The organism is Caballeronia sp. LZ033 (assembly GCF_031451265.1).
Taxonomy (GTDB): Bacteria; Pseudomonadota; Gammaproteobacteria; order Burkholderiales; family Burkholderiaceae; genus Caballeronia.
Window position 1 is genome coordinate 1,051,340 of sequence record NZ_JARUXQ010000003.1, and the last position, 14,307, is coordinate 1,065,646.

The following is a 14,307-nucleotide window of genomic DNA, read 5'->3' on the forward strand; positions in this document are numbered from 1 at the left end:
GACAGAACGGGCTTTTTTTTTTCAGGCCGCGTGAATCACGTCGATGCGCAACGCCTCGCCGCCTTCGACGATCGCCAGCAGACGGTCCACATTTGGATGCGCACCGGGACGGCTGCGCGCGTCCGCGGTGTGTTCGGCGAACACGGCGAGCGCGTGTTCGGCGGCACGGGCGTCGAGCGTGCCGAACGCCTGCTGCAAGTAGTGATACACCGCGAGCGAGCCCTGCTTGCCCGGCTTGTTCTCGATGCTCGCCACCACGTTGCCCGCGCCGTCCACGAGATCGATGCGCTCGATGCCATCGATGGCGGGCAGTTGGGCGAGGTTGTCCTTGAATACGTTGCTCGGTTGGATCACGGGTTGAATCACGGGTTGAATCACGAAAGGCACTCCACGTTAGAAGTCAAAAGCCGGGGCGCCGTATCTTAGCCGATCGTCGGGCGAGCGCGCGGCATCCTGACCAGCGCGGCAATCGCGAAGCCCGCAGCGAGCGCGACGTAAGTCATCGCCAGCGAGCGTTTCGAGAGATGCACTTCGAAGCCCGGCGTCACGCGCTTCGGCACGACGTGATAGTCGACGACATACGCTATCAGCGCGCTGGCCCCGGCAGCGGCAACAATGCCCACAGGGCCGGCGCGGCGTGGACAGAGCGCCTCAAACAGCACGCCCCAGAACACTGCACTGCCCATGTGAATGCCCGCGCCGAGCGCCGTGTACTTGATGCTAAACGTCTGTTGCCGCTGTGCGTCGCGCCACAAGCAATGCGTGACGGCATTGAGCGCCGCGCTCGCGCCGTGACCCGCGCGCACCGCGCCGGTCGAAGCCGCACTCGCCGACGCAAGTCCGGCGGCCGAGCCCGAGCACAGGGCGCGGACAAGCAGTTGATCGGCGGAAACTTTCATGATTCGCTCCTCAGGTGACGAGAGGACTTGAGCATCGCGTGTTCCAAGCCATGCCGCGGACCCGGGTCCGCCCTTTGCTCGATACCGGAACCCCTCAATAACCGGAGATCACCATGTCCCGAGATACCCAGATGAGTTCGAGCACGAGCGCATCGGCCAAGCCGGCGCGCAGCATCGACGCGACCAAGTTGCTCACCGAAGATCACCGCGCCGTGCAGAAATTGTTCGATGCATTCGAGAAGGCAGGCGACAACGATCTGGACGCAAAGGGCACGCTGGTCCGCCGCGCGTGCGAAGAATTGACGGTGCACGCCATGATCGAGGAAGAACTGCTCTATCCGGCCGCTCAAAAGGCGTTGCCGGAAGACGAAAGGCCGGACGTGGAAGAAGCTTATGTGGAGCACTTCCTGGTCAAGGTGCTGATCGAGAAGTTCGCCACGCTGAAGCCCGGCGATACAGGTTTCGACGCGACCTTCAAGGTGCTGAGCGAGATGGTGAATCACCACATCGAAGAAGAAGAGTCGGAGTTGTTTCCGAATCTGCGCAAGTCAGGAGCCGACCTCGAAGAACTCGGCGGCAAGATGATGAAGCGCAAGGAGGAACTCGAAGCAAAGATTCCGAAGGACGCGGGCGACAACACCATGCGCCTGCATTGATTCCGCGCTGCGCGCCGGTCCCCGTACGAGAGGACCGGCGTTGCCGTTATTTCCCCGCTGGAGAAACAGCGGCGCCTTCCGACGCCACCGCAGGCGTTACCACTGTCCCCTGCGCATCTTCCTCTTCCAGCGACGTCTTGGCCTGCTCCCAAAACTCCTCCGCACGGCCATCGGGACTTCCTTCACGCTCCCAGATTTCATAGGCGCGACGTCGAATCCGGTCCTGCTCTTTCTGATCTTCCATGACAGTCTCCCAGTGACACGATGACGAGTCCGCCTGGCGCTTGCCCGGGCGTTCCAGATGCTCACTCGCATTAGCAACCGCCGTGCCCTCGCCAGCACGATTGCGCAGGCGAATCCGGCATGACGCTTGCGCCATGACAAGCCCTATCGTCTGTTTGAACAGGAGGCGTCATGAGCATTTTCTCTTCGATCATGGGAAAGATTTTTGGGCACCACGACGGCGCAACCGCCGCGCAACCCGGCTCGGCCACGCCGCCGTCCAGCACTACTGCAGGCGCTCCTGCTGCACCTGCCACGGCGGCGCCGGCCCCGGCGCAGGCCACGCCGCCGCAGCAACCGGTCGACGTTGAAGCCGTGCTCACCCAAATGCAGTCGAGCCATGGCGAGCAACTCAACTGGCGCACGTCGATCGTGGATCTGATGAAACTGCTGGGCCTGGACAGCAGCCTTTCCGCGCGCAAGGAACTGGCCGCTGAACTGCACTACAGCGGCAACACAGAGGATTCGGCTGCCATGAACATGTGGCTGCACAAACAGGTAATGCAGAAGCTGGCCGAAAACGGCGGCAAGGTGCCCGACGACCTGAAATAAGTATTGGAGCAAGGGCGGCGCGCGTCGCCGCCCTGCTGTTCGTCCGATGAGTGGAACGCTCATTGCTGTTGACTGCATCACCCGTTCCACGCTTCGGATTCCACCATGAAACCCGCCGACAAACCTTCCAGCTATCCTTTCGCCTCCGGTGGATGGGGCTCGCTCAAGGCCGTGACCCAGATCGTCACGCAGGAGAAAGTAGCCCTGAAGGACGGCCCCATTCTGCTCAAGCAGAACAAACCCGAAGGTTTCGCCTGCGTCAGTTGTTCCTGGGCCAAGCCGGCCCATCCTCACACCTTCGAATTCTGCGAGAGCGGCGCGAAAGCCACGGCCTGGGACACGACCAAAAAGCGCATCACGCCCGACTTCTTCGCGCAGCACACGGTGACCGAACTGCTCGACTGGCACGACCACGATCTCGAGGAAGCCGGCCGGCTCACCGCGCCGATGAAGTACGACCACGCCACCGACAAGTACATCGAGATTAGTTGGGAACAGGCGTTCGACGAGATCGGCCGGGAAATGTGCATGCTCGATCCGCACAGCGTCGTGTTCTACACGTCGGGCCGGGCATCGCTTGAAACGGCTTACATGTTCCAGTTGTTCGCGCGCATGTACGGCTGCAACAACCTGCCCGACAGTTCGAACATGTGTCACGAAAGCACCAGCGTGGGATTGACGGAAGCAATTGGCGTGGGCGTCGGCACCATCGTGCTGGACGACTTCGAGAAGACCGACCTGATGTTCTTCTTCGGCCAGAACGTCGGCACCAACAGTCCGCGCATGCTGCATCAGCTACAGGACGCCCGCAAGCGCGGCGTGCCGATCATCACGTTCAATCCGCTGCGCGAGCCGGGGCTCGTGTCCTTCGCGAATCCGCAGTCGCCCTTGCAGATGCTGACGCCTGCCGAGACGCGCATCAGCACCCAATACCATCAACTGAAAACCGGCGGCGACACGGCTGCGATCCTGGGTATTTGCAAGGCCGTCATCGAAGCCGACGATCGCGCCCAGGCCGAAGGCCGGCCGCGCAAGATCGATGTCGAATTCATCGAGCAGCACACGACCGGTTTCGACGATTTCGCCGCCCATGCCCGCAGCACGGAATGGCGCGATATCGAACGTGTAAGCGGCCTGCCGCGCGTCGCGCTGCTTGAGGCCGCCGACGAATACATGCACGCGCAAGCCGTGCTCGCGCACTTCGGCATGGGACTGACGCAACACCGGCTCGGCGTGCAGAACGTGCGCATGGTGTGCAACCTGCTGCTCCTGCGCGGCAATATCGGCAAGCCGGGCGCCGGTCCTTCGCCGATTCGCGGACATTCGAACGTGCAGGGACAGCGCACCGTCGGCGTGACGGAGAAGCCGGAACTCGCGCCGCTGGATCAACTGGCGAAGCAGTTCTCCTTCGAGCCGCCGCGCGACAAAGGCATGAACACGGTCGAGGCGTTCGAAGCCATGCTCGAGGGCAAGGTCAGCGCGGTGCTGAATCTGGGCGGCAATCTCGTGCGCTCCGTGCCCGACCGCGACCGCACCGAACCGGCATGGCGCTCGCTGCAACTCACGGTGAACGTGGCGACCAAGCTCAACCGCAGTCACCTCGTCAATGGTAAGAACGCGTACCTGCTGCCGTGCCTGAGCCGCATCGAAATCGATCGTCAGGCCAGCGGCGAACAAGCCGTGTCGATGGAAGACAGCACCGGCTGCATGCATGGCTCGCGCGGCGTGACCGAACCCGGCAGCGACGACACGCGCTCGGAGCCGTTCATCGTGGCGGGCATCGCGAAGGCGGCGCTCGGCGCGCGTTCGACGGTGGACTGGGATGCATGGCGCGACGATTACGCCATCGTGCGCGACGAAATCGCCACGACCTATCCCGACATCTTCCATGACTTCAATGCGCGCATGTGGCAGCCGGGCGGCTTTCATCGTCCGTTGCCGGCGCGTGAACGCGTCTGGAAGACGAAGTCCGGCAAAGCCGGTTTCCTCGTACCTGAATCGCTGGGCGAGGATCCGGACATGCCCGAGACCACCCCCGATGCGCTGCGCCTGATGACCCTGCGCAGCGACAGCCAGTTCAATACGACCATCTACAGTCTCGACGACCGCTTCAGGGGCGTGAAGGATACGCGCATGGTGATCCTGATGAGTCAGGCCGACATGGCGAAGCGCCAGTTGCAGGAGGGTCAGGAAATCACCTTGCAGACGCTCTCGAATGACGGTTTCGACCGCAGGCTCGGCGGGCTCCACGTCAAGGCGTATGACATTCCCGAGGGCTGCATCGGCGGATATTTTCCAGAGTGCAATGTGCTGCTGCCGCTGTGGCATTACGCCAAGGAAAGCAAGGTGCCGGGCGCGAAGTCGATTCCGGTGCGCGTCATCTGACAGTTCGAGCACGCGTGAAAACGAAGGCCAGGCGGCGGATAGGCCGCTTCGACGCGCTGCGCATGTGCGTGCAGTCCCTCATCGCGAGCGGGCTGGCCTACGGCTGCATGCAGTTCGTCGCATCATCGAACCTGACGTGGGGCGTCTTTGCGAGCCTCTTCACGCTGCAAGTCAATTTCGACCGCAGCCTGAAACATGGCGTTGGCCAGATGATCGGCGCGGCAGTGGGAACGGCGGTCGGCCTCGCGGCGCTGCACTTCTTTCCCGGCGCCGATGCAACCCTGCCGCGCCTCGCGCTCGCCACGCTCGTCACCTGCCTCGGCGCAACGCTCTTTCCGACCACCAATTACAGCATCGTCGTGGCGGCGGCGCTGGCGCTGGAACCGTCGATGAGCATCGACGGCGCCTTCTCGCGCGCCGAAGCCATTGTGCTCGGGTCGGCTATCGGCATTGCGGTGTCGGTGAGCGTGTGGCCGCAACTGGCCCGCTCGCGCGCGTTCGACATCATGGCCGAACTGCTCGACGACTGCCGCGCGCTGCTCGCCACGCTGCCGATCCTGCATCCTGCCGAAGACCGGCAGACCGTGGACGCGCTGCATGAACGCTTCCTGCGTCATCTGGTCGACGCCCGCGCGGTCTGCTCGGAGACGCGTGTGCGCGCCCGTTTCGCGACCGGCCCCACGCTCAACGCCGCGCTCAATGCCTTCGAGACGTTGTGGCATGGACTGGTGCTGCTCGATCGCGCCGGACAGGTGCAGGAGGGACTGTCGGCGTCCGAGCGGGAGGCGTCGGCCGGGCACATCCGCACCGTCAGCGATTGCGCCGGCGCCTATCTCGAAGCCCTCGCCGGATGGCTGCGCGACACTGACTCGCAACCGCCGACCGAACGCTTTCTGACGCCGCTCCACGACGCCTCCGCGGCAATCAAGGCGAGCTTCTCGCACATCATTGCGTCATGCCCGCCTGACTCGCCGCGCGTTCAGCGACTCTCCACACTGACGTTCGCGCTGGAGCAGATCGAGTCGAATCTGGCGAACATCGGGCAAGTGCTCGAAACGCGCTTTCACGCTTAGCGTGCGACGGCATGCAACATGCTCGCGTGCCTATCGACACCGAACGGAGGACTCATGTTACGCGCCGCCATCTTCGATATAGACGGAACGCTGGTCGATTCCGTGGACCTGCACGCCCTCGCATGGCATGAAGCATTCAAGCACTTCGGACACGATGTCAGCGTCGACGCGGCGCGCAGCCAGATCGGCAAGGGCGGCGACAAGCTGTTGCCCGTGTTTCTTTCCGAGGATCAGATCCGCGATCATGGCGAGGCACTCGAAGCGTGGCGTGGCAAGCACTTCAAGGCTCATTACCTGTCGCTCGTACGACCGTTCTCGGCGGTGCCCGCGCTGTTGCAGCGACTGAGCGACCAGGGCACGAAACTCGCCGTGGGTTCGTCGGCGAAGAAGGATGAGCTTCAGGTGTATCTCGACATCGCCGGCGTGGCGGACCGGTTCGAAGTCACCGTGTCGTCGGAGGACGTGGAAAGTTCGAAGCCCGATCCCGATGTGTTCCAGACCGCGTTGCACAAACTCGGCGTGCAGGCCGGCGAAGCCATTGCCATCGGCGACTCGCCCTACGATGCCCAGGCTGCCGGGCGAACGGGCGTGCGCACGATCGGCGTGCTGGCGGGCGGCTTTTCGGAGGCGTCGCTGAGAGAGGCTGGCTGCATCGACGTCTACACGGGCCCCGCAGGCTTGCTGGCCAAATTCGACACCTCGCCGCTCAAAGCCATGGACTAGTTCATTGTCCGATTCTTGGCCCTTCTGACTGAGACATCGAGCCGGTATCGTGTAAATCATGCAATGTGGAGAACACGCATGAACACGACAATCGATTTCCGGCATCTCGATTCACCCGACGAATGGGCCCGCGCTTTTCCGGTCATGAAGGAACTGCGCCCGCATTTGCCGGACGCCGCTGCGTTCGTCACGCGCATGCAGGCTCAACGCGAAGAGCGCTACCGCCTGCTGGCTGCCTGCGAAGCGAATGGCGCTATCCTCGGTCTCGCCGGCTATCGCTTGCAGACGAACACGCTGTATGGACCCTTCCTCTATGTTGACGACCTCGTCGTCACCGCGCGGCTGCAACGCGGCGGCGTCGGCGCGCAGTTGATCGACCAGGTGCGCGACATTGCGCGCCGTTCGGAGTGCGCGCATCTTGTACTCGATACCGGCCTGCACATGGCGCTCGCACAGCGCTTCTATTTCCGCAACGGTCTGCTCGCGCGAGGCATGCATTTCGTCGAGCCATTGCACTCCACCCACGAGGAGGCCGCGCAATGAAAGTGCTGTTCATCAACGCGAGCCCGCACCGCGCGGCGAGCCATGGCTACCGGCTGGCGCTCGACATGATCGGCAAGCTGGGCAGGCGTGCGCGCGTGCAGATTGTCGAGCGCGACCTCGCCGCGCAGCCGCTGCCGCCGGTCACCGTCGACTACGCGCGCGCCATCACGTCGCGCGAACCGGACACGCGCCACTTCGACGTCTCCGAAGCACTGATAAGCGAGATCGAAACGACGGACGTGCTCATCATCAACACGCCGATGCACAACTTCACGGTCCCCGCCGCACTCAAGCTGTGGATCGATTACGTGCTGCGCATTCATCGCACGTTCGCGTCCACGCCGCAAGGCAAGGTGGGACTGATGCGCGACCGGCCGGCTTTCGTGATCGTCGGGTCGGGCGGTCATCATAGCGGCGAGCTTGCGTTGCAACAGGACTTCCTGACGCCTTACCTGCGCTATGCGCTGGGTTGCATCGGCGTGACGAGCGTGCATTTCCTGCTGCTGCAAGGTCTCGTGCGCGGCAGCGATGCCGTGACGGAAGAACTCAACGCGGCACGCGACGAATTCGAACAACACGCCCTCTTCACGTCCGACCACGCCATCACCCACTAGCCTCAGCCGTCGTACGCGCGCCGCAGCAGGCGCGCGAGCCGTGCCGCTTCGGCTTCGTCGGCGACATTCGCGAAGCCCAGCACCACGCCGCGCAACGTGCGCTTCGTGCGCGCGCCGATATGCCACGACGACAGCGCGCTCACCCCCAGTCCCGCTTCCTGTGCGCGAGCGACAATGGCGACATCATCGACGGGACCGGTGCGGCCGCTGTTGAACAGCATCGCGAGATGCATGCCGCCCGCAGGCCGCTCGATGCGCGCCTTGTCGCCGAACGCTTTCTCCAGCGCCAGCGCGCAGACTTCGCGGCGCTCCGCATAGAGCGCGCGCATGCGCTTCAGGTGCCGCGCGAAATGCCCCTGCGCGATGAAGTCCGCGACCGCCGCCTGCAACAGATAGGGCGGCCCGGCGTTCATGCTCGTCGTGAGCTGCGCGAAGCACGCAATGGCCCGTTCGGGCGCCACCACGTAGGACAGCCGCAGACCGGGAAACAACACCTTGCTGAAGGTGCCGCAATAGATCACGCGGTCGTCGACGTCGAGGCTCTTCAGCGCCGGCAACGGCCGCCCGGCATAGCGGAACTCGCTGTCGTAGTCGTCCTCGATGATCCAGCTGCCCGCCCGTCCCGCCCATTCGAGCAGCTTCATCCGCCGCGCCAGCGAGAGCGTGGCGCCGAGCGGACTCTGATGCGAAGGCGTCACGATGGCAAAGCGCGCGTGCGGAGCGAGCGCCTGCCCGGCATCGACATCGAGCCCGTCGCGATCCACCGGCACCGGCGCAAGCTTCAACCCCGCCTGATCGAGGAAATCGCGCGCCAGAAAATAGCCGGGTTCCTCGAACCACGCTCTGTCGTCCGGCTTGGCGAGACTGCGCAGGATGAGCTCGAGCGACGCGCGATAGCCACTGGTCACGAACACCTGTTCCGGCGCGCACTCCACGCCGCGCGACAGTCCCAGATACGTCGCGATGCGCTCACGCAGCGGCCCGAAGCCCGCTGGATCGGGGTACGTGAGCGAAGCGAGATCCACGCTGCGCGCCCGGTGCGCGATGATGCGGCTCCACACCTTGCGCGGAAATGCATCGAGCGCGGGCAGTCCGGGACGCAGCGGCCGCGCTTCGTGACCGGGCCCGGCTGCGGGCGCCGGTTTCGCGTGCGGCACGCCGCTGCGTTCGCGTCCCCGGCGCGCAGCCGGCTTCAGCACCGAAGCCGGCAACGACGACGACACGAAGGTGCCCGCCGCCCCGCGCATCTGCAGATAGCCTTCGTCGACGAGAATGTCGTAGGCCATTTCCACCGTGCCGCGCGCGGTGTTCAGCTGCGTCGCGAGACCGCGCAGCGCGGGCACGCGGTCGCCCGGCTTCAGGTGTCCCGCTGCAATCGCAGCCTTGAAGCGCTCGCAGATCTGCAAGTAGACCGGCAGCGCATGGTGCCGGTCGATGTCGATCTTCAGCGCTTGTTCCGGGTTCGGCATGACAGGATCCTTGGACTAGTCCAATTGATGATTCTTGTCCCTTCTGGCTAAGACATGATTGTCACACAATGACTTCACTTTCACGAACCAAACGAGGTGTGTCATGAAGATCGTCGTCATTGGCGGGACCGGGCTGATCGGTGCGAAGGCCGTGGCCTTGCTGCGCGAGAAGGGGCATGAAGCCGTCGCCGCATCGCCGAGCACGGGCGTCAACGCCATCACCGGCGCGGGCCTCGACGACGCGCTGCGCGGCGCGCAAGTCGTGATCGACGTGACCAATCCGCCGACGCACGACCGCGAAGCCGTCATGCCCTTCTTCCGCGACACCACGCGCAATCTTCTTCAGGCCGGGCGCGAAGCAGGCGTGCGGCATCATGTCGTGCTGTCGATCGTGGGTGTGGACCGGATGGAGGGCAACGCGTATTACGCGGCGAAGTGCGTGCAGGAACAGCTGATCGCTGAATCGGGCGTGCCGTATTCAATCGTGCGCGCGACCCAGTTCTTCGAGTTCCTCGGCACCATCGCCGACCTGAGCACCGTCGACGGCACGGCGCGGCTCTCGCCGCATCAGTTCCAGCCCATCGCCGCCGACGACGTCACGGCCATCATCGCGGAGATCGCGCTGGGCGCGCCGCTGAACGGCATCGTGGATATCGCCGGTCCCGAGCAGGGTGCGATGCATGCGTTCATCGGCACTTACCTGCGAGCCATGCGCGATGCCCGCCGCGTTATTGCCGACGACAAGGCCACCTACTTCGGCGGCGTGATGAAGGAACGTTCGCTGGTGCCGACGGGCGCGGCGCGGCACGGCCGCACGAGTCTCGGCGACTGGCTCGACCGCGCCCGCATGAAGCCGCTCGCCACGGCCTGACGCGTCTAGAAGATGTGCATCATGCCGACATACGCGCCGGTCTGCGACTCGCCCGCGAGCGGACTGGTGGGGCTGGACGCGTCGCGCGGCGTCGCGAACACGGAGAACGTGCCGTTCGCGCTGTTGCGCACGTAGGCCACCGTGCCGTACAGGAAGGTGCGCTTGGTGAAGTTGTAGGTGGTGCCGAGCGCATAGAGCGTGGCGTGGCTCGCGGGATCGTGCGCCGCGTCGCCGCTGCCCGCGCCGACGTGGATATAAAAGCCCGCCGCCGTGACCGCCCATGCGGGCGTTGCCTGATACGTGGCGCCGAGCCAGTAGTGATCGGCGCTGTCGGCCACGCCTGCCGGCGAGTCGGGCGCGGCGTAGTGCGTGTAGGCCGCCTGCACCTTCCACTTGTCCACTTTCAGATTCGCGCCGACGAAGTACTCGCGCGAGGCCTGGAAGATGTTGTCGAGCTTGCCGTCCTGGCTGCGGAGTTCGTCGTAGATGCCGCGCAGGTCGAGCAGCGTCGAGTGATAGCTCAGCATGATGCCTTCGGAGCGGCCGAACTCGCCCGGCGCGCCGCGATTGAACGCGCCCGGCTGATTGCCGAACGCATACTGCCCCTGCACGTCGATGCCATGGAACACCGGGCTGTGGTACTCGACGTTATTGCTGGACTGCTGCCAGTTGCGGCCCCGCACCAGGGAGGCCGACGACACCGCTTCCTGGACGAACGGGTCGAATTCCCAGACGCCGTCGCTGTCGATGAAGAGATTGCGGCCCGCCTGGATTTGCCCCCAGGTCGTCGAGTTCAGGCCCGCGTAGGCGCGGCGTGACCACAGGCGCCCGCCGCCGGTCGTGCCATTCATGATTTGTATGGCCGTTTCGAGATCGAAGACCGCGCTCAGGCCGCCGCCCAGATCCTCGGTGCCTTTCAAGCCCCACATGCTGGTGCCCCAGTCGCCGCCTTCCGCGCTCCAGCGCGAGGCGCTGCCGTTGGCGCCGTTTGCAATGTGGTTCAGGTATTCGATGCCGCCGTCGATGCGGCCGTACATCGTGACGGTGGACTGGGCAAAGGTAGTGGAGGCGAACAGGAGGAGCGGCGTGGTGATCCAGACGTACGGTTTCATGAGCGAAGCGTCTCCGTTCGGATTCTGTCCTTGGGCGCGACAAGGGGACGGTTCACGGGAACATAGCACTATCCGGGGGAGAGGGGTGTGTTTGGTGCAGCGCTTCGGGAAACCAGGGGCAACCGGGGTTCGTCAGGCGGCGCGGTGACGTCCGTGTTGCGTCAAAAGCCGCCCTCTCCGGCGGCATTCTTCTCCGCTCATGACGATGCGAAAGCCCAGATGCCGGTCTGACGTCGAGTGCGATAACCATTCGCCTGCAGACCGGCATTGGGCCGATCACTATCCTCGGACATCAACCTGACGCGTCCCGCAATCCGTACTGAACGTGCGTATCACGCGCCCGGCCTGCGTCAGCGTGATGCTGACCTTGCAGGCATCGCCCTTGACGGACGTGACCTTCAGCGTCGACACCGCATGGCTCTCGCCGTCGTGCTGCCCGTGAGCGCGCGCTTCGTCGCGAGCGGCCTCACCTTGGTCAGCGGAGCCGGCGTCGGCGGGCTGAGCAGCGTGACGAGCGCACGCGCTTCGTTTCCGGATGCGGAGCCATGCGCGCTCACGGGGGAGTCCGCGTCCAGCGCATCCTGCGCATGAACCCTGACGCTCAGCACACTGCCGATCAGCACGGCAATGAGCGCAATCCTGAGGGACGCGTGCCTGTGCCGCCTGGAGCATCGCATTGCATCGACAGCGTATTGCATGAGCGTCTCCCCGTGTGTGTCTGGTTCTTGTTTTGGTCTGTGAGCTTTCTCACGTTGGGGCATCAACGACGTCCATGGTTCAAATGAACACCTCGGGCCAGTCGATGGATGACTTGCGTCCCGTGTCACGGCAAAACGTTACGGTGTCGGAGCGAGTGCGATACCAGAACGCTCGCCCAAGAACCAAAAAGCAGCGTTTCATGGAAAACGCCAATGAGAGAACCGCAGAGGGGAATGGAAATGCTGGAAGTTTTCGGGGATTTGCAGGTCGGCGACGAAGGTCTGGCGATCGCGCAGGAAAGTCTGGCATCCACCGCCCACAGAGATTGCCGCGCTGGATGACACCATCCAGTGCGACGCCGCCGCGCTGATCGAATACTTGCTCAACGAAGAGACGACGGTCATCGCAGTCGATGCCGAACCGAACGTCAGGTGCCAGATGTCGAACGCCGCGTCGCTTCTGACGGAAGGCGCAGGGCTGTCGATTCTCGATGGGCGGCTCACGCATGAGGACGCGGGCGTGGGTTCGCAAAGGCGCTCGTTCCCGGCATGCCCTGTTCAATCGTGCTGCCGGGAACGTGGGGAGCTTGCGGCTATCGCAAGCGGAGGCGCGCGTACTGTCCGAGCTGATCTGCGGCCACAGCGTGATCGAATGCGCCGCGATTCTCGATCTCTCGGTGGCCACCGTACGCAAGCACCTCGCCGCGACGCTCAAGAAAACCTGCTGCTCGCGTCAGTCGGAACTGATGCGGCTCGCGAGCATCGTGATGTGAGTGAACGGCCGGGTTCCGCTCGCTCCATCAAAGCTTCGATCCCCCATCCACGCGCAAGGTATCGCCGGTGATCCAGCGGGCCTCGTCGGAGGCGAGAAACGCGACCGCCGCGCCGATTTCGCCAGGGTCGGCCATGCGCTTCAGCGCCTGGATGCCGAGCGCGAAATCCCGCCCTGCGTCCGTCTTTGCGAAGCTGGACATATCGGTCGGCACGATGCCGGGGGCCACCGCGTTGACGCGGATGCCGCGCTCGCCCAGCGTCGCGGCGAAGTGCTTCACCAGCGTGTCGATCGCGCCTTTGGTCGCGGCATAGGCCGCCAGCGTACCGAGCGCCGCGTGCGCCGCCAGCGATGAAAGCAGCACGATGCTGCTGCCCTCGCACAGCACCGGCAGCAACTGCTGGACGATGAAGAACGGCGCACGTACGTTGACCGCGAACAGATCGTCGAACTGCTGGACGGTGGTCTCTTCGATCGTCGCCGAGCCGGCAATGCCGGCATTGGCCACGAGGATGTCGAGACGGCCCCCGACGATCGCACGCGTGCGCTGTGCCAGCAGATGCGGGCCGTCGGCGGCGCGCAGATCCGCGGCGATCTTCTCCGAGGTGCCGCCTGCCCGGCGGATCTCGTCGACCACCGTATCGGCTTCCTGCTCGGCGCGGCCATAGTGCACCAGCACCTGCGCGCCCGCTCGCGCCAGCGCCAGCGCACTGGCCCGGCCGATGCCGCGTGATGCGCCCGTCACCAGCGCGGTCTTGCCATTAAGCGTATCCATGTCTGCTCCCTGAATGATCAGCCTGCGGTCTTGCCGCCATCGACCGTGACGATCTGCCCGGTCACGAATGCAGCGCCTTCGGACGCCAGATAGAGCACTGCCGCGGCGATGTCCTCCGGTGCGCCGATCCGTGCAAGCGGCACACGGCCCGCGAGGGCTGCCTTGCGCTCGGCGGTGCCGGTGAAGCGGTCGAGCATGCCCGTGTCCGTCGGTCCGGGCGCGACGGCATTGACGCGCACGCCGGTGCTGGCCAGTTCGAGCGCGGCCGATTTCGTGATCCCTTCCACCGCGTGCTTGCTGCCCGCATAGATCGCCGCATAGGCCGCGCCTTCGTGGCCATAGGTCGACGAAATGTTGATCACGCTGCCCGACCGTTGTCCCGCCATGATTCGCAATTCGTGCTTGAGGCTCAACAGCACGCCCAGCACATTGGTGTCGAAGGTCTCCGCATAGCTCTCCGGCGAGACATCGGTGATCGGGCCCGGCGTGCCTTCCGTGCCGGCGTTGTTGACGGCCACATCCAGCCGGCCGAAACGGGCGAGCGTCTGATCGAAGAGATGGCGGACTTCGTCGTCATGGCGCACGTCGGCCTGGACGAACAAGGCCTCGGCGCCGAGTTCGCGCAGTTCGGCTTCGAGCGCGGCGCCTTCGGCCGGACGACGGCCGGACACGACAAGCCGCGCGCCGGAGCAGGCGAAGGCAATGGCGGTGGCGCGACCGATGCCGGTCAACGCGCCGGTGATGAGAACGACGGGCTGGCTCATGGTGAAACTCCTGTAAGGTATCGCTGCGATGCATGGCTCATGAGTCATGTACGCGGCTGGAATGAGTTGCGACAGGAGTCAATGTAGGCGTCCGTCGCACCGATGAGAAAGACTTTCGA

Annotated in this window: 18 protein-coding genes; 10 read left to right on the top strand and 8 right to left on the bottom strand. The window is 64.5% G+C overall.

The annotated features are described in order from the left end of the window. Positions 1 to 21: 21 nt before the first annotated feature. Both QCE62_RS26005 and QCE62_RS26010 read right to left on the bottom strand, forming a co-directional pair. The gene (locus QCE62_RS26005) at positions 22 to 354 is read right to left on the bottom strand and encodes a DUF2322 family protein (protein WP_309925312.1); all 333 of its coding nucleotides are present in this window, start codon (positions 352 to 354) and stop codon (positions 22 to 24) included. 68 nt (positions 355 to 422) lie between these two features. Next, the gene (locus QCE62_RS26010; RefSeq protein WP_309924819.1) at positions 423 to 899 is read right to left on the bottom strand and encodes a hypothetical protein; all 477 of its coding nucleotides are present in this window, start codon (positions 897 to 899) and stop codon (positions 423 to 425) included. Positions 900 to 1,030: 131 nt separating this feature from the next. Here QCE62_RS26010 and QCE62_RS26015 point away from each other — a divergent pair, with 131 nt between their 5' ends. Then, positions 1,031 to 1,555 (top strand): hemerythrin domain-containing protein, encoded by a 525-nt coding sequence (locus QCE62_RS26015; protein ID WP_404987470.1) that lies wholly within the window; start codon positions 1,031 to 1,033, stop codon positions 1,553 to 1,555. A 46-nt stretch (positions 1,556 to 1,601) separates the two neighbouring features. Here the strand turns inward: QCE62_RS26015 and QCE62_RS26020 are convergent, their stop codons facing one another. After that, entirely contained in the window at positions 1,602 to 1,799 is a 198-nt protein-coding gene (locus QCE62_RS26020) for a DUF2934 domain-containing protein (RefSeq protein ID WP_309924821.1), read from the bottom strand. Between the two features lie 170 nt (positions 1,800 to 1,969). Between QCE62_RS26020 and QCE62_RS26025 the strand changes: the two genes are divergently transcribed. The 6 genes from QCE62_RS26025 (at position 1,970) to QCE62_RS26050 (ending at position 7,727) form a co-directional block, all read left to right on the top strand. Continuing rightward, on the top strand, positions 1,970 to 2,389 hold the full coding sequence (locus QCE62_RS26025) for a DUF3597 domain-containing protein (RefSeq protein WP_309924822.1): 420 nt from the start codon (positions 1,970 to 1,972) through the stop codon (positions 2,387 to 2,389). A 105-nt stretch (positions 2,390 to 2,494) separates the two neighbouring features. After that, positions 2,495 to 4,774 carry an FdhF/YdeP family oxidoreductase gene (locus QCE62_RS26030; protein ID WP_309924823.1) on the top strand — a complete coding sequence of 760 codons (2,280 nt, stop codon included), beginning with the start codon at positions 2,495 to 2,497 and terminating at the stop codon, positions 4,772 to 4,774. A 14-nt stretch (positions 4,775 to 4,788) separates the two neighbouring features. Next, positions 4,789 to 5,847, top strand: coding sequence for an FUSC family protein (locus tag QCE62_RS26035; protein ID WP_309924826.1), 1,059 nt, complete (start codon positions 4,789 to 4,791; stop codon positions 5,845 to 5,847). A 54-nt stretch (positions 5,848 to 5,901) separates the two neighbouring features. Further along, on the top strand, positions 5,902 to 6,570 hold the full coding sequence (locus tag QCE62_RS26040; protein ID WP_309924827.1) for an HAD family hydrolase: 669 nt from the start codon (positions 5,902 to 5,904) through the stop codon (positions 6,568 to 6,570). A 78-nt stretch (positions 6,571 to 6,648) separates the two neighbouring features. Then, positions 6,649 to 7,113 carry a GNAT family N-acetyltransferase gene (locus QCE62_RS26045; RefSeq protein WP_309924832.1) on the top strand — a complete coding sequence of 155 codons (465 nt, stop codon included), beginning with the start codon at positions 6,649 to 6,651 and terminating at the stop codon, positions 7,111 to 7,113. Beyond that, positions 7,110 to 7,727 (top strand): NAD(P)H-dependent oxidoreductase, encoded by a 618-nt coding sequence (locus QCE62_RS26050; RefSeq protein ID WP_309924837.1) that lies wholly within the window; start codon positions 7,110 to 7,112, stop codon positions 7,725 to 7,727. The genes QCE62_RS26045 and QCE62_RS26050 overlap by 4 nt, the downstream gene beginning before the upstream one ends. Positions 7,728 to 7,729: 2 nt before the next feature. Here QCE62_RS26050 and QCE62_RS26055 read toward each other — a convergent pair whose 3' ends face one another. Then, complete coding sequence (locus QCE62_RS26055; RefSeq protein ID WP_309924840.1) at positions 7,730 to 9,196, bottom strand: PLP-dependent aminotransferase family protein; 1,467 nt, start codon at positions 9,194 to 9,196, stop codon at positions 7,730 to 7,732. Between the two features lie 103 nt (positions 9,197 to 9,299). Here QCE62_RS26055 and QCE62_RS26060 point away from each other — a divergent pair, with 103 nt between their 5' ends. Next, positions 9,300 to 10,067, top strand: a complete 768-nt coding sequence (locus QCE62_RS26060) for an NAD(P)H-binding protein (RefSeq protein ID WP_309924842.1) — start codon at positions 9,300 to 9,302, stop codon at positions 10,065 to 10,067. A 5-nt stretch (positions 10,068 to 10,072) separates the two neighbouring features. Here QCE62_RS26060 and QCE62_RS26065 read toward each other — a convergent pair whose 3' ends face one another. Then, positions 10,073 to 11,179, bottom strand: coding sequence for a porin (locus QCE62_RS26065; protein WP_309924845.1), 1,107 nt, complete (start codon positions 11,177 to 11,179; stop codon positions 10,073 to 10,075). Between the two features lie 414 nt (positions 11,180 to 11,593). Here QCE62_RS26065 and QCE62_RS26070 point away from each other — a divergent pair, with 414 nt between their 5' ends. Continuing rightward, entirely contained in the window at positions 11,594 to 11,770 is a 177-nt protein-coding gene (locus QCE62_RS26070; protein ID WP_309924846.1) for a hypothetical protein, read from the top strand. A gap of 305 nt (positions 11,771 to 12,075) precedes the next feature. Here the strand turns inward: QCE62_RS26070 and QCE62_RS26075 are convergent, their stop codons facing one another. Then, a complete protein-coding gene (locus QCE62_RS26075) occupies positions 12,076 to 12,381 on the bottom strand; it encodes a hypothetical protein (protein ID WP_309924848.1) in 306 nt (101 codons plus the stop codon). 83 nt (positions 12,382 to 12,464) lie between these two features. On the opposite strand from QCE62_RS26075, the gene QCE62_RS26080 reads away from it, so the two are divergent. Next, positions 12,465 to 12,650, top strand: coding sequence for a LuxR C-terminal-related transcriptional regulator (locus tag QCE62_RS26080; protein ID WP_309924852.1), 186 nt, complete (start codon positions 12,465 to 12,467; stop codon positions 12,648 to 12,650). 27 nt (positions 12,651 to 12,677) lie between these two features. On the opposite strand, the gene QCE62_RS26085 is transcribed toward QCE62_RS26080, so the two are convergent. Both QCE62_RS26085 and QCE62_RS26090 read right to left on the bottom strand, forming a co-directional pair. Further along, positions 12,678 to 13,424, bottom strand: a complete 747-nt coding sequence (locus QCE62_RS26085) for an SDR family oxidoreductase (RefSeq protein WP_309924856.1) — start codon at positions 13,422 to 13,424, stop codon at positions 12,678 to 12,680. A 17-nt stretch (positions 13,425 to 13,441) separates the two neighbouring features. Next, the gene (locus QCE62_RS26090; RefSeq protein WP_309924857.1) at positions 13,442 to 14,188 is read right to left on the bottom strand and encodes a glucose 1-dehydrogenase; all 747 of its coding nucleotides are present in this window, start codon (positions 14,186 to 14,188) and stop codon (positions 13,442 to 13,444) included. Positions 14,189 to 14,307: the final 119 nt, after the last annotated feature.